21 protein-coding genes are annotated in these 21,505 nt (G+C 70.9%); 18 read left to right on the forward strand and 3 right to left on the reverse strand.

Features of this window, described 5'->3' with window-relative positions; all coding sequences use genetic code 11:
* Position 1: 1 nt before the first annotated feature.
* Positions 2 to 1,069 carry a 6-hydroxycyclohex-1-ene-1-carbonyl-CoA dehydrogenase gene (gene had / locus WG923_RS01085; RefSeq protein WP_340349061.1) on the reverse strand — a complete coding sequence of 356 codons (1,068 nt, stop codon included), beginning with the start codon at positions 1,067 to 1,069 and terminating at the stop codon, positions 2 to 4.
* Positions 1,070 to 1,263: 194 nt separating this feature from the next.
* Here had and WG923_RS01090 point away from each other — a divergent pair, with 194 nt between their 5' ends.
* From WG923_RS01090 to WG923_RS01125, 8 genes are read left to right on the forward strand one after another with little or no spacing between them, the layout of a single operon-like run.
* On the forward strand, positions 1,264 to 3,048 hold the full coding sequence (locus WG923_RS01090; RefSeq protein ID WP_340349062.1) for a 2-oxoacid:acceptor oxidoreductase subunit alpha: 1,785 nt from the start codon (positions 1,264 to 1,266) through the stop codon (positions 3,046 to 3,048).
* A gap of 5 nt (positions 3,049 to 3,053) precedes the next feature.
* Positions 3,054 to 3,899 (forward strand): 2-oxoacid:ferredoxin oxidoreductase subunit beta, encoded by an 846-nt coding sequence (locus WG923_RS01095; RefSeq protein ID WP_340349326.1) that lies wholly within the window; start codon positions 3,054 to 3,056, stop codon positions 3,897 to 3,899.
* Positions 3,900 to 3,913: 14 nt separating this feature from the next.
* A complete protein-coding gene (locus tag WG923_RS01100) occupies positions 3,914 to 4,423 on the forward strand; it encodes a ferritin-like domain-containing protein (protein WP_340349063.1) in 510 nt (169 codons plus the stop codon).
* Positions 4,424 to 4,427: 4 nt separating this feature from the next.
* Complete coding sequence (locus WG923_RS01105) at positions 4,428 to 4,823, forward strand: RidA family protein (RefSeq protein ID WP_340349064.1); 396 nt, start codon at positions 4,428 to 4,430, stop codon at positions 4,821 to 4,823.
* A 27-nt stretch (positions 4,824 to 4,850) separates the two neighbouring features.
* Positions 4,851 to 5,396 carry a 2-oxoacid:acceptor oxidoreductase family protein gene (locus WG923_RS01110; RefSeq protein ID WP_340349065.1) on the forward strand — a complete coding sequence of 182 codons (546 nt, stop codon included), beginning with the start codon at positions 4,851 to 4,853 and terminating at the stop codon, positions 5,394 to 5,396.
* Positions 5,393 to 7,033: an FAD-dependent oxidoreductase gene (locus WG923_RS01115; RefSeq protein WP_340349066.1), complete on the forward strand. Its 1,641-nt coding sequence runs from the start codon at positions 5,393 to 5,395 to the stop codon at positions 7,031 to 7,033. Before WG923_RS01110 ends, WG923_RS01115 begins: the two co-directional genes overlap by 4 nt.
* On the forward strand, positions 7,030 to 8,181 hold the full coding sequence (locus WG923_RS01120) for a transketolase C-terminal domain-containing protein (RefSeq protein ID WP_340349067.1): 1,152 nt from the start codon (positions 7,030 to 7,032) through the stop codon (positions 8,179 to 8,181). The genes WG923_RS01115 and WG923_RS01120 overlap by 4 nt, the downstream gene beginning before the upstream one ends.
* Before the next feature lie 3 nt (positions 8,182 to 8,184).
* On the forward strand, positions 8,185 to 9,075 hold the full coding sequence (locus WG923_RS01125) for a thiamine pyrophosphate-dependent enzyme (RefSeq protein WP_340349068.1): 891 nt from the start codon (positions 8,185 to 8,187) through the stop codon (positions 9,073 to 9,075).
* Positions 9,076 to 9,951: 876 nt separating this feature from the next.
* Here WG923_RS01125 and WG923_RS01130 read toward each other — a convergent pair.
* Positions 9,952 to 10,359 carry an RrF2 family transcriptional regulator gene (locus WG923_RS01130; protein WP_340349069.1) on the reverse strand — a complete coding sequence of 136 codons (408 nt, stop codon included), beginning with the start codon at positions 10,357 to 10,359 and terminating at the stop codon, positions 9,952 to 9,954.
* Complete coding sequence (locus WG923_RS01135) at positions 10,356 to 10,802, reverse strand: GNAT family N-acetyltransferase (protein ID WP_340349070.1); 447 nt, start codon at positions 10,800 to 10,802, stop codon at positions 10,356 to 10,358. Before WG923_RS01135 ends, WG923_RS01130 begins: the two co-directional genes overlap by 4 nt.
* A gap of 185 nt (positions 10,803 to 10,987) precedes the next feature.
* On the opposite strand from WG923_RS01135, the gene WG923_RS01140 reads away from it, so the two are divergent.
* Genes WG923_RS01140 through WG923_RS01185 form a run of 10 tightly spaced genes read left to right on the forward strand, consistent with a single transcriptional unit; the run spans position 10,988 to position 21,504 of the window.
* A complete protein-coding gene (locus WG923_RS01140; RefSeq protein WP_340349071.1) occupies positions 10,988 to 12,151 on the forward strand; it encodes an ABC transporter substrate-binding protein in 1,164 nt (387 codons plus the stop codon).
* Positions 12,152 to 12,181: 30 nt separating this feature from the next.
* The gene (locus WG923_RS01145; RefSeq protein WP_340349072.1) at positions 12,182 to 13,057 is read left to right on the forward strand and encodes a branched-chain amino acid ABC transporter permease; all 876 of its coding nucleotides are present in this window, start codon (positions 12,182 to 12,184) and stop codon (positions 13,055 to 13,057) included.
* A complete protein-coding gene (locus tag WG923_RS01150; protein WP_340349073.1) occupies positions 13,050 to 14,018 on the forward strand; it encodes a branched-chain amino acid ABC transporter permease in 969 nt (322 codons plus the stop codon). The genes WG923_RS01145 and WG923_RS01150 overlap by 8 nt, the downstream gene beginning before the upstream one ends.
* Complete coding sequence (locus tag WG923_RS01155; protein WP_340349074.1) at positions 14,015 to 14,812, forward strand: ABC transporter ATP-binding protein; 798 nt, start codon at positions 14,015 to 14,017, stop codon at positions 14,810 to 14,812. Before WG923_RS01150 ends, WG923_RS01155 begins: the two co-directional genes overlap by 4 nt.
* Entirely contained in the window at positions 14,805 to 15,500 is a 696-nt protein-coding gene (locus tag WG923_RS01160) for an ABC transporter ATP-binding protein (RefSeq protein WP_340349075.1), read from the forward strand. Before WG923_RS01155 ends, WG923_RS01160 begins: the two co-directional genes overlap by 8 nt.
* A 15-nt stretch (positions 15,501 to 15,515) precedes the next feature.
* Positions 15,516 to 15,923, forward strand: coding sequence for a thioesterase family protein (locus WG923_RS01165; protein WP_340349076.1), 408 nt, complete (start codon positions 15,516 to 15,518; stop codon positions 15,921 to 15,923).
* 10 nt (positions 15,924 to 15,933) lie between these two features.
* Entirely contained in the window at positions 15,934 to 18,663 is a 2,730-nt protein-coding gene (locus tag WG923_RS01170) for a molybdopterin-dependent oxidoreductase (RefSeq protein WP_340349077.1), read from the forward strand.
* Positions 18,660 to 19,310 (forward strand): 4Fe-4S dicluster domain-containing protein, encoded by a 651-nt coding sequence (locus tag WG923_RS01175; protein ID WP_340349078.1) that lies wholly within the window; start codon positions 18,660 to 18,662, stop codon positions 19,308 to 19,310. The genes WG923_RS01170 and WG923_RS01175 overlap by 4 nt, the downstream gene beginning before the upstream one ends.
* Positions 19,307 to 20,164 (forward strand): hypothetical protein, encoded by an 858-nt coding sequence (locus tag WG923_RS01180; RefSeq protein WP_340349079.1) that lies wholly within the window; start codon positions 19,307 to 19,309, stop codon positions 20,162 to 20,164. The genes WG923_RS01175 and WG923_RS01180 overlap by 4 nt, the downstream gene beginning before the upstream one ends.
* A 2-nt stretch (positions 20,165 to 20,166) precedes the next feature.
* Positions 20,167 to 21,504: a phenylacetate--CoA ligase family protein gene (locus tag WG923_RS01185; RefSeq protein ID WP_445322880.1), complete on the forward strand. Its 1,338-nt coding sequence runs from the start codon at positions 20,167 to 20,169 to the stop codon at positions 21,502 to 21,504.
* Position 21,505 lies beyond the last annotated feature (1 nt).

The raw sequence follows: 21,505 nt of genomic DNA on the forward strand, positions 1-21,505 counted from the left end.
TTCAGCGGGGTTGCAGCACCACGCGGGCGCGGATCTCGTGGCGGTGCACCGCCGCGAAGATGGAATTGATCTCGGACAGGGGATGGGCCTCGACGAAAGGTGCGACCTGCACCTTGCCGTCGAGGACGAGGTCGAGCGCGGCGGGGTACTGCTCGGGCGGGCAGCCCCAGTTGCCGATGGCGCGCGCGTCGAACGCCATCAGGTTGGACAGGCGCACTTCCACCTTGTCCATCGTGAAGCCGACCACGCTGAGCGTGGCGCCATGCACCAGCAGGTTCCACGCGGTCTGCTGGCCGGCGGAAGTGCCCGAGCACTCGAAGATGAACCACTCGGTCGCGCGCAGGCCCTGCTCCTTCGCGAAGGCCTGCACGGCCTGCTTGACCTGCTTGGCCTCCAGGCCGCGGCTGTTGACGGTCTTCGCCGCGCCGTACTTGCCGATCGCCTCGAGCTTGCGGTCGTCGACGTCGATCGCCACCACCTTGGCGCCGAAGGCATTGGCGACCTGCACGCAGTAGCCGCCGACACCGCCGGCGCCGATCACCACGGCGAGGCTGCCGGGCGTGACGCCGGCGCGGCGCACGGCCTGGTACGGCGTCGTGAGCGCATCGGCCACCACCGACACCTGCCACAGCTTCAGCCCGGCCTTGGCGAGCCGCTGCTCGTCGACCAGGCACAGGCCGCGGGCCGGCACCACGATGTGCGAGGCGAAACCGCCCTGGATGTCGTTGCCCGGCATCTTCTGCGCGCGGCAGATGGTGGTGAGGCCGCGCTGGCAAAGGTCGCATTCGCCGCAGGGCAGCACGGCCGGCACGATCACCGCCTTGCCCTTCCACGACTCGGCGCCCGCGCCCGTCTCCACCACGTAGCCGCTGATCTCGTGGCCGAGCGCGAGGGGCAGCGGCTGGTTGGTGCGCACGCCGTCGTAGTAGTAGCCCAGGTCGGTGTGGCAGACCCCGCAGCCGGACACCTGCACCACCACTTCGCCGGGCCCGGCCGTCGCGAGGAACTCGCGCTTCACCAGGGGTTCCTGCGGCGCGGCCATCAGCCAGCGGTACGCATCGATGCTCATCTTTTGTCTCCTCGCGTTCGGGTTTACCCGCAGGATCCGCGGCGGGTACCGGCCGGCAAACGGTAAATAGGTACCCGAATGCCGATTTAGCGCATTCTGGGTGCCGTCTCGAAGCAAAACCTTGATCTGGTTCAAGGTCCCGCCGCGGCCCTGAACGTTTACTCCCGTCCATAGCGACACGAGGAGACAACAGCGTGGATGCATCCCTGACGAGCGAAACCCGGCCGCATTCGGCCGCTCCCCCTTCCCGTTCCACCGCACTCGAGAGCATCTCGATCGCGATCGCCGGCAGCGGCGGCAGCGGCGTGATGAGCGCGGGCAACTGGCTGCTCGAGGCAGCGGCGCGCAGCGGCGTCTACGGGCTCATGGTCAAGACCATGGGCCCGCAGATCCGCGGCGGGGAAGCGGCGGCGCTGGTGCGGCTGGCGACTTCGCAGCTCGAATCGCTCGACGACGCGTTCGACGTGATGCTGGCGATCGACTGGCAGAACGTGCACCGCTTCGCCGACGAGATCCCGATCAGGGCCGGCGGCCTGCTGGTCTGCGATGCCGACGGCGGCGAGATCCCCGAGGTGTTCACCAGGAGCGGCGTGCGCGTGCTGTCGCTGCCGCTGAAGAAGATGGCCAAGGCGAGCGGCAGCTGGATCAACATGCTGGCGCTGGGCATCACCGGCGCACTGGCCGGCCTGCCCGCCGAAGCGCTGGAGGAAGCGGTGCGCACGGGCTGGACGCGCGGCGACGAAGCCCTGCAGGTGAACTTCCGCGCGCTGCGCGAAGGCATGGCCGCCGCGCGCGAGCACGCACCGCAGCCGCGCCGCATCGACGCGCAGCAGGGCAAGCGCTGGCTCGTGAGCGGCAACGAAGGCGCGGGCTACGGCGCGATCCGCGGCGGGGTGCGCTTCGTCGCCGCCTACCCGATCACGCCGGCCACCGAGATGCTCGAGTGGATGGCGCCGGCGCTGGTGCAGGCCGGCGGCTCGCTGCTGCAGGCCGAGGACGAGCTCGCGTCGATCAACATGATCATCGGCTCTTCCTTCGGTGGCGTGCCTTCGCTGACGGCGACCGCGGGCCCCGGCCTGTCGCTGATGACCGAAGGCATCGGCCTGGCGGTGGCCGCCGAAGTGCCGATCGTGGTGGTCGACGTGATGCGCGGCGGCCCCTCCACGGGCATCCCTGCCAAGAGCGAGCAGAGCGACCTCTCCTACGCGGTGGGCGGCCTGCACGGCGATGCACCGCGGCTCGTGCTGGCCCCCAGCTCGATCTCGGACTGCATCCAGACCACGCAATGGGCGGTGGAACTGGCGGAGACCCTGCAGTCGCCGGCGCTGCTGCTGTCCGACCAGTTCATGGGCCAGTCGCGCGCGATCGTCGACGCGCCGCAGCTTCCCGCGCCCAAGGGCAAGCGCCTGGTCGCGGAGGCCAACACCCCGAACTACAAGCGCTACGGCGACACGCCCAGCGGCGTCTCGCCGATGGCGATTCCCGGCACGCCCGGCAATACGTACACGGCCGACGGCCTCGAGCACAGCGAGACCGGCGTGCCGAGCAGCCAGGCCGCCGACCACGCGCGGCAACTGGACAAGCGCTCCCGCAAGCTGCTGCGGCACGACTACGGCAGCCGCTGGGCCGACATCGAAGGCGAGGGCTCGCTGGCCGTGATCACCTTCGGCTCCGCTGCCGGGCCCGTGCACGAAGCCGCGCGCCGGGCCGCCGCGCAAGGCGTGGACGTGCGCGTGATCGTGCTGCGCCTGCTCGCGCCGATCCAGCCCGCCGCGATGGCCAAGGCGCTGGAAGGCGTGCAGCGCGTGATGGTCGTGGAGCAGAACCACGAAGGCCAGCTGCTGCGCTACCTGCGCGGCGTGGTGGACCTGCCCGGCCGCCCGGCCGGCTTCCACCGCCCCGGGCCGCTGCCGCTGCGCCCCGCCGACATCTGCGCCGCCCTGCGCGAATGGGCCGATGCCAAGGAGGAGACGAAGTGAACGACATGTGCCATCCCCCCGGGCTCGCGGCCGCCGAGCCGTACACGCCCCTGAACTACAAGTCCGCCACCAAGCCGATCTGGTGCCCGGGCTGCGGCGACTACACGGTGCTCAACGCGGTGACGAAGGCGCTCGCGCTGGTGCAACGGCCGCCGCACGAGGTGGCGGTCGTGTCGGGCATCGGCTGCTCCTCGCGCATCCCGGCCTACACCTCCTGCTACGGCTTCCACGGCGTGCACGGGCGCTCGCTCGCCGCGGCCACGGGCCTGAAGGTCGCGCGGCCGGACCTCACCGTGCTGGTCGCGAGCGGAGACGGCGACGGCTATTCGATCGGCGGCAACCACTTCCTGCACGCCTGCCGCCGCAATGTGGACCTGACCTACATCGTGATGGACAACCACGTGTACGGCATGACCAAGGGCCAGGCCTCGCCGACGACGGAACCGGACTGGGACAACAAGCTGTCGCCCGGCGGCACCGGCGTGCGCTCCTTCCACCCGCTGGTGATCGCGCTGGCGGCCGGCGCGAACTTCGTGGCCCGTGCCTTCGCGGGCGACCAGAACACCACGGCGGAGATCATCGCCGCCGGCATGCGGCACCCGGGCTTCTCCTTCATCGAGATCCTGAGCCCCTGCGTGACCTTCCGCCCCGAGCAGAAGGAATGGAAGAACCTGACCCATCCCGCACCCGTCGGCCCCACCGACGACGCCGCGCGCGCCGCCAAGCGGATCATGACCGACGACGGCTTCAACATCGGCGTGCTCTACGCCGGCCACCGGGCGCCCTACAGCGGCGGCCCCTGCACGCCGACGCGCTCGCTGGAGGAGATGGAATCCGCGTTTGCCCTTTGAGGGAGGTCCCCACCATGAAGATCCAATCCGTCTACGCTCCGCGCGACCTCGCGGAGCTGATGGCGCAGGCCTATGCGCTGGAGCGCGAGGCGGTCGAACGCTACGGCGAGCTCGCCGACGTGCTGGCCACGCACAACAACCAGGAGGTGGCGGCGCTGTTCCGGCGCCTCGCGAGCCAGGAGGCCCTGCACGCCACCGAGATCCTGCGCACCATGGGCTGGACGCGCGCGCCGCAGCCGCCGCGCGTGCCGGACGCGCCCGAAACCCCCGGCCCCGAGGCGGCGCACTACCTGATGCACCCCTGGCACGCCTTGCGCATCGCGCTCGACGCCGAACAGCGCGCGCACGATTTCTTCGAAGCCCTGGCGCAGCGCTGCGAGGCCGACGAGATGCGCCTGGCCGCGCAGCGGCTGCAGGCCGACGAGCGCGAGCACATCACCCTGCTCGAGGCGTGGCTGCAGCGGGTGCCCGAGCCCCCGGCCGGCTGGGACGAAGACCCCGACCCGCCACGTTACCCGCACTGACGCCATGAAGACACTGCTGCCCGAAGGCTGGGCGCCGCCGCAAGGCTACGCCAACGGCATCGAGGTGCGCGCGGGCCGCATCGTGTTCCTGGCCGGCCAGGTCGGCTGGGACGCGGACCAGCGCTTCCGCTCCGAGGAGATCGCGCCGCAGTTCGCGCAGGCGCTGGACAACATCCTCGCGATCCTGCGCGAGGCCGGCGGCCGGCCCGAGAACATCTGCCGCATCACGGCCTTCTGCTGCGACAAGCCGCGCTACCTCGCGGCCCGCAAGGAGCTGGGCGCCATCTGGCGCGAGCGCATGGGCCGCCATTACCCCGCGATGAGCATGATCTTCGTGGCCGACCTGCTGGACCGCCCCGCGGTGATCGAGCTCGAAGCCACCGCGGTCCTTCCCGAGTGAACGATCCCATCCGTCAGTGAGGCTGCCATGCTGCAGATCATGATCCAGGGCCGCGGCGGCCAGGGCGCGCAGACCGCCGGCAACGTGCTGGCCCGCGCCTTCTTCGCCGACGGCCGCCAGGTGCAGGCCTTCGCCAGCTACGGCGGCGCGCGGCGCGGCACCCCGGTCAGCTCCTTCATCCGCGTCGACGACCAGCCCATCCGCCTGCGCTGCGACATCGAGCAGGCCGACGCGATCCTGTGCTTCGATGCCAGCCTGCTGCAGCCACCGCTGCTGTCGCGCGCGCGGCCCGACACGATCATCGTGGTGAACTCGGTGCACACGCGCGCCGAGTGGCGCGAGAACCTGCCCGGCTACCGCGTGCTGCCGGTCGACGCGATCGCCATCTCGCGCTCGCAGGGCCTGGGGCGCATCGTGAATTCGGCGCTGCTCGGCGCGCTCGCGCGTGCGATCGCCGCGCCGCGCCTGGACGTCCTGCGCGACCTGCTGCGCGAAGGCCGCCAGGGGGCCGAGAACGCGGCGGCCTGCGCCCTGGGCTACGAAGCGGCCGGCGCCGAGGAGGTGTCGTCATGAACATGCCCCTGCCCCCCACGGCCTGGACCACCGGCACCACCGAAGTCTTCAAGACGGGCACCTGGCGCTCGGCGCTGCCGCAGCACCTGGCGCGGCCCTCGCCCTGCCACCAGGCCTGTCCGGTCAACGGCCACATCGCCGAGTGGATAGGCCACGCCCGCAGCGGCGACCTGCGGCGCGCGTGGGAGGTCCTGGTCCTCAACAACCCCTTCCCCGCGATCGCCGGCCGCATCTGCCACCACCCTTGCGAGACCTCGTGCAACCGCGCCGGGTACGACGAGGCGCTGGCGGTGTGCCGCCTGGAGCGCGCGGTGGGCGATGCGGCGCTCGCGGCGGGATGGAATTTCGAGCGGCCCGGCGCGGAAAAGGAGGGGCACGTCGCCGTGGTCGGCGGCGGTCCCTCGGGCCTCTCGGCGGCCTACCAGTTGCGCCGGCGTGGCTGGCGCGTGAGCCTGTACGAAGCGAAACCGCGGCTGGGCGGCCTGCTGCGCTACGGCATCCCGCCCTATCGGCTGCCGCGGCGCGTGCTGAATGCGGAGATCGACCGCATCGTGCAGCTGGGCGTGGACGTGCACCACGGCTTCACCATGAAGGGCGCCGCGGACCTGGAGCAGCTTCGCGCCCGGCACGACATGGTGTACCTGGCCCTGGGCGCGGGCCGCCCCAAGTCCCTGCCCCAGCTGCCGGGGCAGGCGCCGTGGCTGATGCAGGGCACCGAGTACCTGGCGCGCTGCGCCGAGGGCGAGGCACCGCAACTGGGTGAGCGGGTGGTCGTGATCGGCGGCGGCAGCAGCGCCATGGACGTGGCACGCAGCGCCCGCCGCAACGGCTGCACCGTCACGCTGCTCTCGCTGGAGGCGCGCACCGCGCTGCCGGCGCAGGCCGAGGAGGTGCAGGAAGCGCTGGAGGAAGGCGTGCTGCTGTGCGACAGCACCATGCTGCGCGGGGTGACGGGCGAAGGCCCGCTGCTGCTGGAATGCGTGCGCGTGCACTTCGAGCCCGGCACGGCCGGTGCGCCCCCGCGCATCGAGGTCACCGGCAGCGGCGGCTTCACGCTCGCCGCCGACGCGGTGCTGACCGCCATCGGCCAGGACGCGGACCTGTCGCTCTTCCCGGCCACCGCCGTCGGCGGCGGCCTGCTGCAGGTGGATCCGCAACAGGCCACTGCGTTCCCCGGCGTCTGGGCCGGCGGCGACCTCGCCAGCATGGCGCGCTTCTTCAGCGAGGCGGTGGGCATGGGCAAGCGGGCGGCCGTCGACATCGACCGCGCGCTGCGTGGCGGCGAGCGCGTCGAGGCGCCCGTGGCGCAGGCGCCGCAGCTGGCCGAGATCGCGACCTGGTACCACCCGAAGCGGCGCCGGCCGGACCAGGGCCGGCTGCCCGTGGCCCAGCGGCTCGCCAGCGGCGAGGAGGTGCAGCTTGCGCTCTCCGCGGAGCAAGTGCAGGCCGAGGCCGCGAGGTGCTTCTCCTGCGGCAGTTGCACCAGTTGCGACAACTGCTTCCAGTTCTGCCCCGACCTGGCCGTCACGCACGGCGACGGCGGCTACGCGGTGCTGGCGGATTACTGCAAGGGCTGCGGGCTCTGTGTGCGTGAGTGCTCGACCGGTTCCATGGTCTTGCGGGAGGAACTGCGATGAGCGATGGCCAGACCCTTCTCCTGAACGGCAACCATGCCGTCGCCTGGGCTGCGCGGCTCGCGCGGCCCGAGGTCATCCCGGTGTACCCGATCACGCCGCAGACGCCGATCCTGGAGCAGATCACCGAATTCCAGGCCAGCGGCGACCTGCACGCGCAGATCCTCACGCCGGAGTCCGAGCATTCGGTGCTGGCGGCGTGCATCCCCGCGGCGCTGGCGGGCGCGCGGGTCTTCACCGCTACCGCTTCGCAGGGCCTGCTGCTGATGCACGAGGTGCTGCATTACGCCAGCGGCGCGCGCGCGCCCATCGTGATGTGCAACGTCAACCGCACCGTCGCCTCGCCGTGGGCCTTCTGGCCCGACGAGACCGACAGCCTGGCGCAGCGCGACACCGGCTGGGTCCAGTTCTACAGCGAGAGTCCGCAGGAGTCGCTCGACACGGTGCTGCAGGCCTTCCGCATCGCCAAGACGGTGCAGCTGCCCGTGATGGTGAGCCACGACGCCTTCTACGTCTCGCACTCGCTGGAGCCCGTGCACGTTCCGTCGCAGGCCACGGCAGACCGCTACCTCGCCGGCTGCCAGCGCATTCGCCACCTGGACACCGCCGCGCCCTCGGCCTGGGGCAACGTGGTGACGCCCGAGATGTACAACCGCCATCGCCGTTCCGTGGAGGAGGCCATGGGCCGCGCGCTCGAAGTGGCGCAGGAGGCCGACCGCGTCTGGGGCGAGCTCACGGGCCGCAGCTACGGCCTGCTGGAGCGGTACCGCTGCGACGACGCGCGCATCGTGGTGGTGGCGCTGGGCAGCCTGTGCGGCACGGCGCGCCAGGCCATCGACGAACTGCGTGCCGAGGGCATCGCGGCCGGTATGCTCAAGCTGCGCCTGTTCCGCCCCTTGCCGCAGCAGGCGCTGCGGGTGGCGCTGGCGGGCGTGCCGGACGTGCTGGTGCTGGATCGCAACCACTCGCCGGGCCTCGGCGGCATCCTGCACCACGAAGTGCGCAGTGCCTTGTACGGCCTGCCCAACGCCCCGCGCGTGCATGGCGTGCTGGCCGGCGTGGGCGGTGTCGACGTGCAGCCGCGGCACATCCGCGACATGGTGGCCTCGGCGCTGCTGCATGCGCCGCAGCCCGAATCGACCTGGGGATAAGCCATGGAAGCACTCGAACACCGCGACCCGATGCTGTGCTCCGGCCATGCGGCCTGCCCGGGCTGCATGGAGGCGCTCTCGGCGCGCCACGTGCTCGCCCGCATGGGCCCGGACACCATGGCCGTGATCCCGCCCTCCTGCATGGCGATCATCGCGGGCCCGCAGCCGTACAGCTCGCTGCGCATCCCCGTCTACCAGCCCACCCTGGAGGCGAGCGCGGCCGCCGCCTCGGGGCTGCGCCGCGCCCTCGATGCGCAGGGCCGCGGCCATACGCAGGTGCTGGTGCTGGCCGGCGACGGCGGCACCTACGACATCGGCCTGCAATGCCTGTCTTCGGCTGCCGAGCGCAACGAGGACATGCTGTACGTGTGCCTGGACAACGAGGGCTACATGAACACCGGCGCGCAGAAGTCGTCCTCGACGCCGCACTTCGCCCGCACCAGTTCCACGCCCGAGGGCAAGCCCACGCGCAAGAAGAACCTGACCGCGATCATGGCGGCGCACGGCGTGCCGTATGCGGCGACGGCGAGCGTGGGCTTCCTGCCGGACATGCTGCGCAAGATCGAGAAAGCCAAGGCGATCCGGGGCTTTCGCATCCTCACGCTGCTGGTGCCTTGCATCGACGGCTGGGGGCTGGAGGACAGCGGCGGCTTGCAGGCGGCGCGGTATGCGGTGGAGTGCGGGGCGTTTCCGCTGTATGAAGTCGAGGATGGGACGCGGTATACGCTGAACTATTCGCTGCGTCCGCGCCGGGTCGCCGAGTACTTGGCGTTGCAGAAGCGGTATCGGGATCTCGCTGCTGCCGATGTTGAAGCTTTGCAGTCTGAGGTGGATCAGGGGTGGGCTTGGTTGATGCGGTTGATCCAGCCGGAGGAAGAGCAGGCGCTCCTCTAGGGTTTCTTCCGGGGGCGTCGCGGCAGGCGGTGCGCGGTGCGGGACCGCGATCGAGCCGCTGAAAGCGGCGTAGTCGTGCGAATGCACGTAAGGTGCAGGTCCGGCGGCTTCGCGCGCCGGACTTCCCCGAAAAATCGGGCCCGCCGCCGCGGCGCCATAACTCACTGCGCGTTTGCCGCGAGCGGCAAACGCTCCGTTCAAACAGAAGTCGCCAGTCAGAAACGTACGGAGGCTCACATCGCTGACGCTGTGTAGCCTCCTGCGGCGGCGGGCCCGATTTTTCGGGCAGCCCCAACGCGGTCCCGCACCGCACACCACCTGCCGCGACGTTGGGCCGTGCAGGGGACCTCCGCTCGTCCCCGTCGCTCTCGCGCAGGCGGGAACCAAGAGGGCGTGAAGCGCCGGACGGCCGGCCACCGGACGGTGATCGTCGTGCCAAAGAAGACGCTGCCCATCGTCGCGACGGCCGGCGCACGGCGCGGGCCCGCGTTGGTGGCGCCCGGAAAATCGGGCCTGCCGGCACAGCACGGCTACGCAGCGACAGCGATGCGAGCCGTGCGTACGTCTCTGACTCGCGGCATTTGTCCGAACGCAGCGTTTGCCGCGAGCGGCAAACGCGGAGTGAGTTATGCCGCGGTGCCGGCAGGCTCGATTTTCCGGGGAAGTCCGGGCGCGCGAAGCCGCCGGACCGACACCTTCGCGGGCCCGCGCCGTGCGCTGGCCGGCGCGACGCACCCGGAAGACGGGAGAGGGCACTACCCGCGCCCCCTCTGGGTCCCCGCCTGCGCGGGGATGACGGCTTCGCCCGGCTTCGCCCACGACAGCTTGCCCTCTCCATCCCTGCACGGGAACGACAAAACCATCTGCGCCAACGCTCTACTGCCTCTGCCGCTCCACCAACCGCAACATCGTCGCGATCGTGATCGAGCTGAAGGTCGCGCGCGTGATCTGGTCGATCTCCGTCAGCACCTGGCCGATGGCGCGGTCCACCGGCGTGGCGGGCTCGGTGTGGTGGTGCGAGGCGGGCGAGAAGTCCTCGAACAGCTGGATGATGTCCATCATCGTCAGCCGCCGCACGTTGGCCGTGAAGCGATAACCGCCACCGACGCCGCGCACAGAGGCGACGACGCCCGCACGCGCCAGTTCGGCCAGCACCTTCGCCAGGTGATGCGCCGAGACGCCGTACTTGTCGGCGATCTCCGAGGCCGGGATGTGCCGCTCGGGATCGGCGGCGAATTCCATGACGCTGTACAGCGCCAGCAGCGTATTGACCTGCAGCTTCATGCGCGTGCCTTCGCCGTCGTGGCCGGAAGATCCATCTCCAGCGGGATGATCGGCGCGGCCATCATGCCCTGGCTGCGGAAGAACGACAGCACCAGCGTGTTGTCCCGCGACAGCAGCGTGCGCAGCTTGCGCACGCCTGCCGCACGCAACGCCTCGCAGAAGGTGCCCATCAGGCGCGAACCGATGCCCGCCAGCCGCGCCCCCTGCGAAATGTTGATCGCGAACAGCCAGCCGCACGGCGGCTGGCCGAATTCCCAGTCGCGCACCTCGCCGATCACGAAGCCGACGATCTGGCTGCCCGTGACCGACACCAGGAACCAGCTCTGCTCGCCGCGCACCGTGCGCCCGTAGCGCTTGTAGACGCGCTCCCAGTAGTCGCGCTTTTCCAGCCCCGTCTCCTGCGCATCCAGCGCGATCACCTGGTCGAGGTCGCTGCGCCGCACCGGGCGGACGGTGACGGCGCCGGAGGTCGGCGGAATCGCCGGCCGGGCGCGGCGGACCGAGGGTAAGCGTGGGGGCGATGCGCGAGTCAAGGTTGTGGCAGATCAATGAATTCCGGCATCAGGCTACCACAATGCCCCGAACCCCTGCCATCACACGAGCCGGGTGTACACACAGGAGACAAACCATGGGCTTTTCCTCTTCCCTGAAGGCCGCGGCGTGGCGGCTTCCCGCCGCGGCGCTGGCGCTCGGCGGCCTGGTCGGCGGCGCGCAGGCACAGGAGGCGATCCGCATCGGCGCCTTCCTCTCCGTGACCGGCCCCGCCGCCTTCCTCGGCGACCCCGAGCTGAAGACCCTGGAGATGTACGTCGAGCGCATCAACACCGAAGGCGGCGTGCTCGGCCGCAAGCTGCAGCTCGTCTCCTACGACGACGCCGGCGACGCCGAGAAGGCCCGCACCTTCGCCAAGCGCCTGATCGAGCAGGACAAGGTGGACATCATCGTCGGCGGCACGGCCACCGGCACCACGATGGCGGCCGTGCCGCTCGTCGAGCAGTCGGGCACGCCCTTCATCTCGCTGGCCGGCGCGGTGCCGATCGTGGAACCCACGAAGAAGTGGGTGTTCAAGACGCCGCACACCGACCGCATGGCCTGCGAGAAGATCTTCGAGGACGCCAAGGGGCGCAAGCTCACGAAGATGGCGCTGATCTCCGGCAGCGGCGGCTTCGACAAGTCGATGCGCGGCGAATGCCTGAAGGTGGCCGCGAAGTACGGCGTCGAGTTCGTGGCCGACGAGACCTACGGCGCGACCGATACCGACATGACCGCGCAGCTCACCAAGATCAAGGCCAGCAGCGCGCAGGCGGTGCTCAACGCCGGCTTCGGCCAAGGCCCCGCGATCGTCACCCGCAACTACCGCCAGGTCGGCCTGGCGCTGCCGCTGTACCAGTCGCACGGCGTCGCCTCGCGCGAGTTCATCCGCCTTGCCGGCCCCGCCGCCGAAGGCGTGCGCCTGCCGGCCGCCGCGCTGCTGGTGGCGGACCAGCTCGCCGCCAACGATCCGCAAAAGCCCGTGGTGGTCAACTACAGCAAGAACTACGAGCAGAAGTGGAAGAGCGAAGTCTCCACCTTCGGCGGCCACGCCTACGACGGGCTGATGCTCGCCGTCAACGCGATCAAGGCGGCGGGCTCCACCGACAAGGCCAAGGTGCGCGACGCGCTGGAAGCCACCCGCGGCTACGTGGGCACCGGCGGTGTCGTCAACATGAACGCGAACGACCACATGGGCCTGGACCTCACCGCCTTCCGCATGCTGGAGGTGAAGGACGGCAAGTGGTCGCTGGCCAGGTAAGCTGACACACCGGCCGCGAACGGAACCGCCATGACGGGAGCCTGGCTCCAGTTCATCGCCAGCGGGCTGACCGCCGGCGCGATCTACGCGCTCGTCGCGCTGGGCTTCACCATCGTGTTCAACGCCAGCGGCGCGATCAACTTCGCCCAAGGCGAGTTCGTGATGGTGGGCGGCATGAGCGCCGTCACCTTCGTCGCGGCCGGCCTCTCGCTGCCGGTCGCCATCCTGCTGGCGGTCGCCGTGGCGATCGTCGTCGGCCTGGTCGTCGAACGCATCGCCATCGCGCCCGCGCGCCACGCCGGCACCGTCACGCTGATCATCATCACGATCGGCGTGTCGCTGTTCCTGCGCGGCCTCGCCCAGCTGGTGTGGGGCAAGGGCGTGTTCCGGCTGCCGGCCTTCTCCGGCGAGGAGCCGATCGCGTTCGGCGGCGCCACGCTGCTGCCGCAGAGCCTGTGGGTGCTGGGCGGCGCGGCGGTGGCGGTGCTGGCCCTGCGCTTCTTCTACGGCCGCACGCTGGCGGGCAAGGCGATGCTGGCCACGTCCTTCAACCGGCTGGCGGCGCAACTGGTGGGCATCAACACCCGCGCCGTGCTGTTCGCCAGCTTCGGCCTCGCCGCGCTGCTGGGCGCGCTGGGCGGCGTGCTGATCGCGCCGATCGCCTTCACCTCCTACGACGCCGGCATCATGCTGGGCCTCAAGGGTTTCGCGGCCGCCATGCTGGGCGGCCTGGGCAGTTTTCCCGGCGCCGTGCTGGGTGGCCTCGTGCTTGGTTTGCTCGAGGGGCTCGGCGCCGGCTTCGTCTCGTCCGCGTACAAGGACGCGATCGCCTTCGTGGTGATCCTGGCCGTCCTGTTCTTCTTCCCGGGAGGCTTCCTTGGTGCCCGCAGCAGCGACCGTGTCTGAGCCGGCGGCGCCCTCGCGCGCCTGGTTCGCCCGCCCGCGCAGCGGCGGCACGCTGCTGCTGGCCGCGCTGGTGGTGCTCGCGCCCCTGGTGCTGCCCAACAACTACTCGTACGAGATCGCGATCCAGGTCGCGATCAATGCGGTGGTGTGCGTCGGGCTGAACCTCCTGATCGGCTACGCGGGCCAGATCAGCCTCGGGCATGCCGGCTTCTTCGCGCTGGGCGGCTATGCGAGCGCGATCCTGGCCTCGCGCTACGGCGTGCCGGTCTGGCTGTCGCTGCCCGGCGCCTGCGCGGCGGTCGGCGCGCTCGCCTACGTGCTGGGGCGGCCCACCCTGCGCCTGAAGGGTCACCCGCTGGCCATGGCCACGCTGGGGCTGGGCGTGATCATCTCCATCGCGATCACCACCGAGGACAAGTGGACCGGCGGCCCCGACGGCATGCAGGTGCCGCCGCTGGTGCTGTTCGGCTTCGCGGTGCAGGGCGAACACGCCTGGTACTGGATCACCGGCGCGCTGCTGGTGGGCACCGTCTGGCTGGCGCTGAACCTGATCGATTCGCCCAACGGCCGCGCGCTGCGGGCCCTGCACGGCTCCGAAGTCGCGGCGCAGACGCTCGGCATCGATTGCACGCGCTTCAAGCTGCAGGTGTTCACGCTGTCCGCCGTGCTCGCCGCGCTGGCCGGGGCGCTGACGGCGCACTACGCCGGCTTCATCACGCCGGCCAAGGCGTCCTTCCTGCATTCGGTCGAACTGGTGATCATGGTCGTCTTCGGCGGCATGGCCTCGGTGTTCGGCGCCGTCGTCGGAGCCGCGGTGATGACGCTGCTGCCGCAACTCCTCACCGTGCTGAAGGACTACGAGATGATGGTCTTCGGCGCGGTGCTGGTCGCCACCATGGTGCTGTTCCCGCAGGGCCTGGTGCCCACGATGGCGCGCTGGTGGGGCGGGAGGCCGCAATGACCCTGCTCAAGGTCCAGGGCCTCAACAAGTCCTTCGGTGGCGTCAAGGCGATCACCGACCTCGACCTGCGCATCGCGCGCGGCGCCGTGCATTCGATCATCGGCCCCAACGGCGCCGGCAAGACCAGCCTGATCAACATGCTGAGCGGCATCTACCGGCCCGACACCGGCAGCATCACGCTCGAAGGCCAGGAGCTCGCCGGCCAGCCGGCCCACCGCTTCGCCGCCGCCGGCATCGGCCGCACCTTCCAGAACCTGCAGGTGTTCTTCAACATGACGGCGCTGGAGAACGTCATGACCGGGCGCCACCTGCGCGAACGCCATTCGCTCGCCGCCGCCCTGCTGCGCACGCCGGCCCTGCAGCGCGCCGAGGTCGAATCGCGCCAGGCCGCCCGCGAGCTGCTGCGGCTGGTCGGCCTGTGCGGGCAGGACGACACGCGGGCCGACGCCATGCCCTACGGCGCGCTCAAGCGCCTGGAGATCGCGCGCGCGCTGGCGGCGCAGCCCCGCCTGCTGCTGCTGGACGAACCGGCGGCCGGCCTCAACGCCACCGAGGCGCGCGAGATCGACACGCTGATCCAGCGGCTGGCCGAGGGCGGCACCACCATCGTGCTGGTCGAACACAACATGGCGCTGGTGATGGAGGTGTCCGACCACGTCGTCGTGCTGGACCACGGCCGCAAGCTGGCCGAGGGCACGCCGCAGGAAGTGTCGGCGCATGCCGGCGTGATCGAGGCCTACCTGGGCAAGGCCGACACAGCGGAAGAAGACGCAGCGGAGGCAGCGGATGCTTGAAGTCAAGGCGCTCGGCAGCCGCTACGGCCGCATCCCCGCGCTGGCCGACGTGAGCCTGCACGTGAAGGCGGGCGAGCTGGTCGCGATCGTCGGCGCCAACGGCGCCGGCAAGACCACGCTGCTGCGCACCATCTCCGGCGTACAGCCCGCCAGCGGCGGCAGCATCGAATTCGAAGGGCAGGACCTGCTCAAGCTCCATGCGCGCCAGCGCGTGCAGGCCGGCATCATCCAGGTGCCCGAGGGCCGGCAGGTGTTCGCGCCGATGACGGTGGAAGACAACCTGCGCCTGGGTGCCTTCGCGCGCGGCAGCGCCGACCACCTCGAGCCGATCCTCGACCTGTTCCCGGTGCTGCGCGACAAGTTCCGCGAGCTCGCCGGCAACCTCTCCGGCGGCCAGCAGCAGATGCTGGCCATCGGACGCGCGCTGATGGCGCGCCCGCGCCTGCTGCTGCTCGACGAGCCCGGCATGGGCCTCGCGCCGCGGCTGGTCGCAGAGATCTTCGCCCGCATCTCCGCGCTCGGGAAAGTGGGCACCACCATCCTGCTCGTCGACCAGAACGCCCGCGCCGCGCTGGGCGTCGCCCACCGCGGCTACGTCATGGAGACGGGCCGCATCGTGCTGGAAGGCAGCGCCCGCGACCTGCTGCACGACCGCCAGGTGCAGCGCGCCTACCTCGGATCCGCCTGAAACAAGGAAAACCCCATGAAAGCCACCCTGCAACCCGGCGTGAAATCCACCGCCAAGCTCGAAGTCACGCGCGACCGCACCATCGACTTCATGGGCGAGAAGGCCCGTGTCTACGCCACGCCCATGCTGGTGCGCGACATCGAGGTCGCCTGCCGCAACCTGCTGCTGCAGCACCTCGACCCCGCCGAGGACTCGGTGGGCACGCGCGTCGAGATCGACCACCTCGCCGCCTCGCTCATGGGCATGCCCGTCACGCTGGAAGTGGAGATCACCGCCGTCAACAAGCGCGCCGTGACCTTCACCGTCACCGGCAGCGACGGCATCGACACGATCTGCCGCGCGGTGCACAACCGCTTCGTGGTCGACAAGGCCGCGACGGAACAGCGGCTGGCCGAGAAGGCGAAGAAGGCCGGACTCGCCTGAGGGCAGCACCATGACCGCCCAAGCCGCCACCCGCAAGGTGCCCACGTACTGCTACCAGTGCGTGGCCGGACCGGACCTGCTCACCGTGAAGGTGCAGGGCGGCGTCGCCACGGAGGTGGAGCCGAACTTCTGCGCGGCGGCGGTCCATCCCGGCGGCGGCAAGGTGTGCGTCAAGGCCTACGGCCTGATCCAGAAGACGTACAACCCGAACCGCGTGCTTACGCCCATGAAGCGGACCAACCCGCGCAAGGGCCGCAAGGAGGATCCGGGCTTCGTGCCCATCTCCTGGGAAGAGGCGCTGTCGACCATCGCGGACAAGCTCAACGCGGTCCGCGCGGAAGGCCTCACCGACGAGTCCGGCTATCCGCGGGTGGCCGCGAGCTTCGGCGGCGGCGGCACGCCGCAGTCGTACATGGGCACCTTCCCCGCCTTCCTCGCGGCGTGGGGCCCGGTGGACATGGGCTTCGGCTCCGGCCAGGGCGTCAAGTGCTACCACTCGGAGCACCTGTACGGCGAGTTCTGGCACCGCGCCTTCATCGTGTCGCCCGACACGCCGCTGTGCAACTACCTGATCTCCTGCGGCACCAACATGGAGGCCTCCAGCGGCGTGGCAGGCATCTGGCGCCATTCGCGCGCCCGGGTGCGCGGCATGAAGCGCGTGCAGGTGGAGCCGCACCTGTCCGTCACGGGCGCCTGCTCCGCGCAGTGGGTTCCCATCCGGCCCAAGAGCGACGCCGCCTTCCTGTTCGCGCTGATCCACGTGATGCTGCACGAGTCGGGACGGCACCTGCTGGACGTCGACTACCTCGCGCGCCGCACCAACTCGCCTTACCTCGTCGGCCCGAACGGCACCTTCCTGCGCGACCGCGCCAGCCGCAAGCCGCTGGTGTGGGACGAAGGCAGCCGCACCGCCGTGCCGCACGACACGCCCGGCATCCGCGAGGCGCTGGAAGGCAGCCACGAAGTGGACGCGGTCGAGATCGGCGCCGACGGCGACGTGCTGGCCGAGGGCCTGCTGCGCGGCGAGACCTCCTTCACGCGCATGGTCGGCCACATGCGCAGCTACACGCCCGAGTGGGCAGCCAAGGTGTGCGACGTGCCGGCCGCGACGATCCGCCAGATCGCCACCGAGTACCTCGAGCACGCCTGCATCGGCGAGACGATCGAGATCGACGGCAAGACCATGCCCTACCGGCCGGTGGCGGTGACGCTGGGCAAGACGGTGAACAACGGCTGGGGCGGCTTCGAGTGCTGCTGGGCCCGCACCGTGCTCGCCACGCTGGTCGGCGCGCTGGAGGTGCCGGGCGGCACCATCGGCACCACCGTCCGGATCGCGCGCCCGATGGCGCAGCGGCTCGAAAGCGCCAAGGCGGGGCCCGACGGCTTCATGCACTTCGGCCTGAACCCGACCGACAAGGAACACTGGTCCGCCAAGCCGAACATCCGCAACGCCTACCGCACCATGGTGCCGCTGGCGAGCGACGGGCCCTGGAGCCAGGCGCTGGGGCCCACGCACTTCTCGTGGATGTTCCTCGACGCCACGCCGACCGGGCTGCCGCGCGTGACGCTGCCGGACGTCTGGTTCTTCTACCGCACCAACCCCGTCATCTCGTTCTGGGACACCGAGGCGCTGGCCGAGAAGGTCGCGCGCTTCCCCTTCGTGGTGGCCTTCGCCTACACCCACGACGAGACCAACCACTTCGCCGACATCCTGCTGCCGGACGCCGTGGACCTCGAGAGCCTGCAGCTGATCCGCATCGGCGGCACCAAGTTCATCGAGCAGTTCTGGGACCACCAGGGCTTCGCGCTGCGCCAGCCCGCCGTCCAGCCGCAGGGCGAGGCGCGCGACTTCACCGAGATCGCCACCGAGCTGGCCCGGCGCACCGGCCTCACCGCGAAGTACGTCGCCTCCATCAACAAGGGCGCCGCGGGCGTGCCCCTGAAGAATGCGCACGGCGACTTCTCGCTGCCCACCGACAAGCCCCCCGCCTGCGAAGAGGTGTGGGACGCGGTCTGCCGCGCGGCGAGCGCCGAACTCACCGACGGTGCCGAGAACCACGGCCTCGACTGGTGGAAGGAAAAGGGCCTCGCGACCCGGCCCTTCCCCCGCAGCGACTGGTACCTCTATCCCACCATGGTGGAACGCGGCCTGCGCTTCGAGCTGCCCTACCAGGAGCGGCTCGCGCGCGTCGGCGTGGAGCTCGGGCGGCGCCTGCACGAGAACGGCATGGACTGGTGGGACGAGCAGCTCAAGGAGTACCAGGCACTGCCGGCCTGCAAGGACTTCGGCGCGCCCTGGGTGACGGCGCTGCGCAAGGACGGCGGCACGCCCGAGACGTACCCGTTCTGGCTGCTGACGGCGCGCAGCATGCAGTACGCCTGGGGCGGCAACGTCGGCATGCAGATGATCAAGGAGGTGGCCGACAACATCGCCGGCCACCGCGGCGTGATCATGAACACGCGCACGGCCGGCGAACTGGGCATCGCCGACGGCGACATGGTGGAGATCGCCACCCCGCAGCGGCGCATCACCGGCCGCGCCGTGCTGCGCCAGGGCATCCGGCCCGACACGCTGCTGGCCATCGGGCAGTTCGGCCACTGGGCCACGCCGCACGCGAAGGACTTCGGCGTGCCGAGCATGAACTCGCTCACCAGCATGAGCATGGAACTCACCGACGCCACCGGCTCCGGGGCCGACGTGGTGCGGGTGGCCCTGCGCCCGACGACGGAGGCAGCATGACACGCTGGGCCATGGTCGCGGACCTGCGGCGCTGCGTCGGGTGCCAGACCTGCACCGCCTCCTGCAAGCACGCCAACGCCACCCCGCCCGACGTGCAGTGGCGCCGGGTGCTGGACGTCGAGGTGGGCGAGTACCCCGACGTGCAGCGCGCCTTCATCCCCATGGGCTGCCAGCACTGCGACGAGCCGCCCTGCGCCGAGGTCTGCCCCACCACCGCGACGCGCAAGCGCGCCGACGGCATCGTCACCATCGATTACGACCTGTGCATCGGTTGCGCGTACTGCACCGTCGCCTGCCCGTACCAGGCCCGCTTCAAGTCGCCCCGCGGCGCGTTCGCCTATGGCAGCAAGCCCACCGACAACGAGGAACTGCGCGAGGATGCCTCGATGCGCGACGTGGCCACCAAGTGCACCTTCTGCGTGGAACGCATCGACGCCGGCACGGCCAGGGGGCTGGTGCCCGGCGTGGATCCGGAAGCAACGCCCGCCTGCGTGAACGCCTGCATCGCGGAGGCGCTCGCCTTCGGCGACATCGAGGATCCGACGAGCAACGTGTCGCAGCTGCTCGCGCGCAACCAGCACTTCCGCATCAACGAGGAGCTGGGCACCGGCCCGGGCTTCTACTACCTCTGGGACAAGAAGCCATGAACTCCCGCCACCTGCAGCGGGCCCAGCCGCACTGGGACTGGCGTGCCGCGGGCAACTTCGTCTGCGGCGGCGCCGGCGCGGGGCTCGCCTTCTTCGCGGCGCTGTGCGCGCCCGCGCCGCTGCTGGCGCCGCTGGCGCTGGCCGGCATGGGCCTCGTCGGCCTCGGCCTGTTCTTCGTCTGGCTGGAGATCGGCCGGCCGCTGCGCGCACCCAACGTGATCGTGCACCTGCGCACCTCGTGGATGTCGCGCGAGTCGCTGGCCGCGATCGTGCTGTTCCTGCTCGGTGCCGGCCTCGTCCTCGGGCTGCCTTCGCCGGCCTGGGCCATTGCGCTTGCCGCGGCAGCATTCCTCTACTGCCAGGCCCGCCTGCTCGGCGCCGCGCGCGGCATCCCCACCTGGCGGCATCCGCTGACCGTGCCGCTGCTGGTCGCGACCGGCCTCACCGAGGGCCTGGGGCTGTTCTGGCTGCTGGGCGCCTGGGCGCATCCGCCGCTCGTGCTGGCCGTGCCCTTCGCCGTGCTGCTGCTCGCCCGCGCCGTGTTGTGGCGGTTCTGGCGCGTGCGGCTCGGCCCCGACGCGGCCCTGCCCGCCCTGCGCGCGATCGACGGCAATGCGCCCGTCATGCACTGGGCCGGCACGGCCGCGCCGCTCGCCGCGCTGGCGCTCGCCTCGGCGACCGCCTCGATGCCCGCGCTGGAGACCAGCCTGCTCGCGCTCGCCGGCCTGCTGGCCACCGCCGCGGGCTGGTCCTTCAAGTTCACGCTGGTGACCCGCACGGGTTACCAGCACGGTTTCTCGCTGCCGCGCATGCCCGTGCGCGGCGTGCCACGCACCGCCCCCGTCAAGGAGTGACCATGGCCGCCGTTGTCCGCCCTTTCCAGACCAGTGCGCCCGCGCGCCACCTGCATCCCGAACTGGAGACCATGCCGCGCGAGCAGCTGCGCACCCTGCAGCTGCGCCGCCTGCGCGACACGGTCGAGAACGTGTACGCCAACGTGCCGCCGATCCGCCGGCGGATGGAGGCGGCCGGCGTGCGCGGCGGGGACCTGCGCTCGATCGAGGACGTCGCGCTGCTGCCCTTCACGCTCAAGTCGGACCTGCGCGACAACTATCCCTTCGGCCTGTTCGCCCGCCCCCTCGACGAACTGGCGCGCCTGCACGCGTCCTCCGGCACGACGGGCAAGTCCACCGTCGTCGGCTACACGGCGCAGGACCTGGACCAGTGGGCCGACCTGATGGCGCGCTCCTACTTCGCCGCCGGCGCGCGCGCGGGCGACGTCGTGCACAACGCCTATGGCTACGGCCTGTTCACCGGCGGCCTGGGCGCGCACTACGGCGCCGAGCGGCTGGGCGCCGTGGTGGTGCCCGTCTCGGGCGGCGCCACCGAGCGCCAGGTCACGCTGATGCAGGACTTCGGCGCCACGGTGCTGTGCTCCACCCCCTCGTACGCGCTCGCCATCGCCGAGGCCGCGGAACACCAGGGCATCGACCTGCGCATGGGCAAGCTGCGCATCGGCATGTTCGGCGCCGAACCCTGGAGCGGCGCCATGCGGCGCGAGATCGAGGCCCGCCTGGGCCTGAAGGCGGTGGACGTGTACGGCCTGTCGGAAATCATGGGCCCGGGCGTGGCCTGCGAATGCGAAGTCCGCGACGGCCTGCACGGCTGGGAGGACCACTTCCTGTTCGAGGTGATCGACCCCGAGACCGGTGCGCCGGTGCCCGAGGGCCATGCCGGCGAACTGGTGATCACCACGCTGACCAAGCAGGCGCTGCCGATGATCCGCTACCGCACGCGCGACATCACGCGCGTGACCACGGCGCCCTGCGACTGCGGCCGCACCCACCTGCGCATCCTGCGCATCACCGGGCGCAACGACGACATGCTGATCATCCGCGGCGTCAACGTCTATCCCTCGCAGGTGGAGGCGGTGATCGTCGGCCGGCCGCAGCTCGCGCCGCACTACCAGCTGGTGGTGACGCGCGAAGGCGTGCTGGACGAGGTGCGCGTCGAGGTCGAGGCCCAGCCCGGCGTGGACCGCTCGACGTACACCGCGCTGGCGCGCGAGCTCTCGCACGCCGTGAAGGTGCAATGCGGGATCAGCAGCGCCGTGACCATCGTGGACCCGGGCAGCGTCGCGCGCTCCCAGGGCAAGGCCGTGCGCGTGCGCGACCTGCGCAAGAAGGAAGCCTGAA

The organism is Ramlibacter sp. AN1133 (genome assembly GCF_037890035.1).
Lineage (GTDB): Bacteria > Pseudomonadota > Gammaproteobacteria > Burkholderiales > Burkholderiaceae_C > Ramlibacter.

Coding starts and splice junctions, on each gene's coding strand:
- WG923_RS01125 (WP_340349068.1), top strand. CDS start 8,185: ATGGAAGCACTCGAACACCGCGACCCGATGCTGTGCTCCGGCCATGCG.
- WG923_RS01145 (WP_340349072.1), top strand. CDS start 12,182: ATGACGGGAGCCTGGCTCCAGTTCATCGCCAGCGGGCTGACCGCCGGC.
- WG923_RS01140 (WP_340349071.1), top strand. CDS start 10,988: ATGGGCTTTTCCTCTTCCCTGAAGGCCGCGGCGTGGCGGCTTCCCGCC.
- WG923_RS01115 (WP_340349066.1), top strand. CDS start 5,393: ATGAACATGCCCCTGCCCCCCACGGCCTGGACCACCGGCACCACCGAA.
- WG923_RS01170 (WP_340349077.1), top strand. CDS start 15,934: ATGACCGCCCAAGCCGCCACCCGCAAGGTGCCCACGTACTGCTACCAG.
- WG923_RS01130 (WP_340349069.1), bottom strand. CDS start 10,359: ATGAAGCTGCAGGTCAATACGCTGCTGGCGCTGTACAGCGTCATGGAA.
- WG923_RS01165 (WP_340349076.1), top strand. CDS start 15,516: ATGAAAGCCACCCTGCAACCCGGCGTGAAATCCACCGCCAAGCTCGAA.
- WG923_RS01175 (WP_340349078.1), top strand. CDS start 18,660: ATGACACGCTGGGCCATGGTCGCGGACCTGCGGCGCTGCGTCGGGTGC.
- WG923_RS01100 (WP_340349063.1), top strand. CDS start 3,914: ATGAAGATCCAATCCGTCTACGCTCCGCGCGACCTCGCGGAGCTGATG.
- WG923_RS01160 (WP_340349075.1), top strand. CDS start 14,805: ATGCTTGAAGTCAAGGCGCTCGGCAGCCGCTACGGCCGCATCCCCGCG.
- WG923_RS01180 (WP_340349079.1), top strand. CDS start 19,307: ATGAACTCCCGCCACCTGCAGCGGGCCCAGCCGCACTGGGACTGGCGT.
- WG923_RS01185 (WP_445322880.1), top strand. CDS start 20,167: ATGGCCGCCGTTGTCCGCCCTTTCCAGACCAGTGCGCCCGCGCGCCAC.
- WG923_RS01155 (WP_340349074.1), top strand. CDS start 14,015: ATGACCCTGCTCAAGGTCCAGGGCCTCAACAAGTCCTTCGGTGGCGTC.
- had (WP_340349061.1), bottom strand. CDS start 1,069: ATGAGCATCGATGCGTACCGCTGGCTGATGGCCGCGCCGCAGGAACCC.
- WG923_RS01120 (WP_340349067.1), top strand. CDS start 7,030: ATGAGCGATGGCCAGACCCTTCTCCTGAACGGCAACCATGCCGTCGCC.
- WG923_RS01110 (WP_340349065.1), top strand. CDS start 4,851: ATGCTGCAGATCATGATCCAGGGCCGCGGCGGCCAGGGCGCGCAGACC.
- WG923_RS01095 (WP_340349326.1), top strand. CDS start 3,054: ATGTGCCATCCCCCCGGGCTCGCGGCCGCCGAGCCGTACACGCCCCTG.
- WG923_RS01105 (WP_340349064.1), top strand. CDS start 4,428: ATGAAGACACTGCTGCCCGAAGGCTGGGCGCCGCCGCAAGGCTACGCC.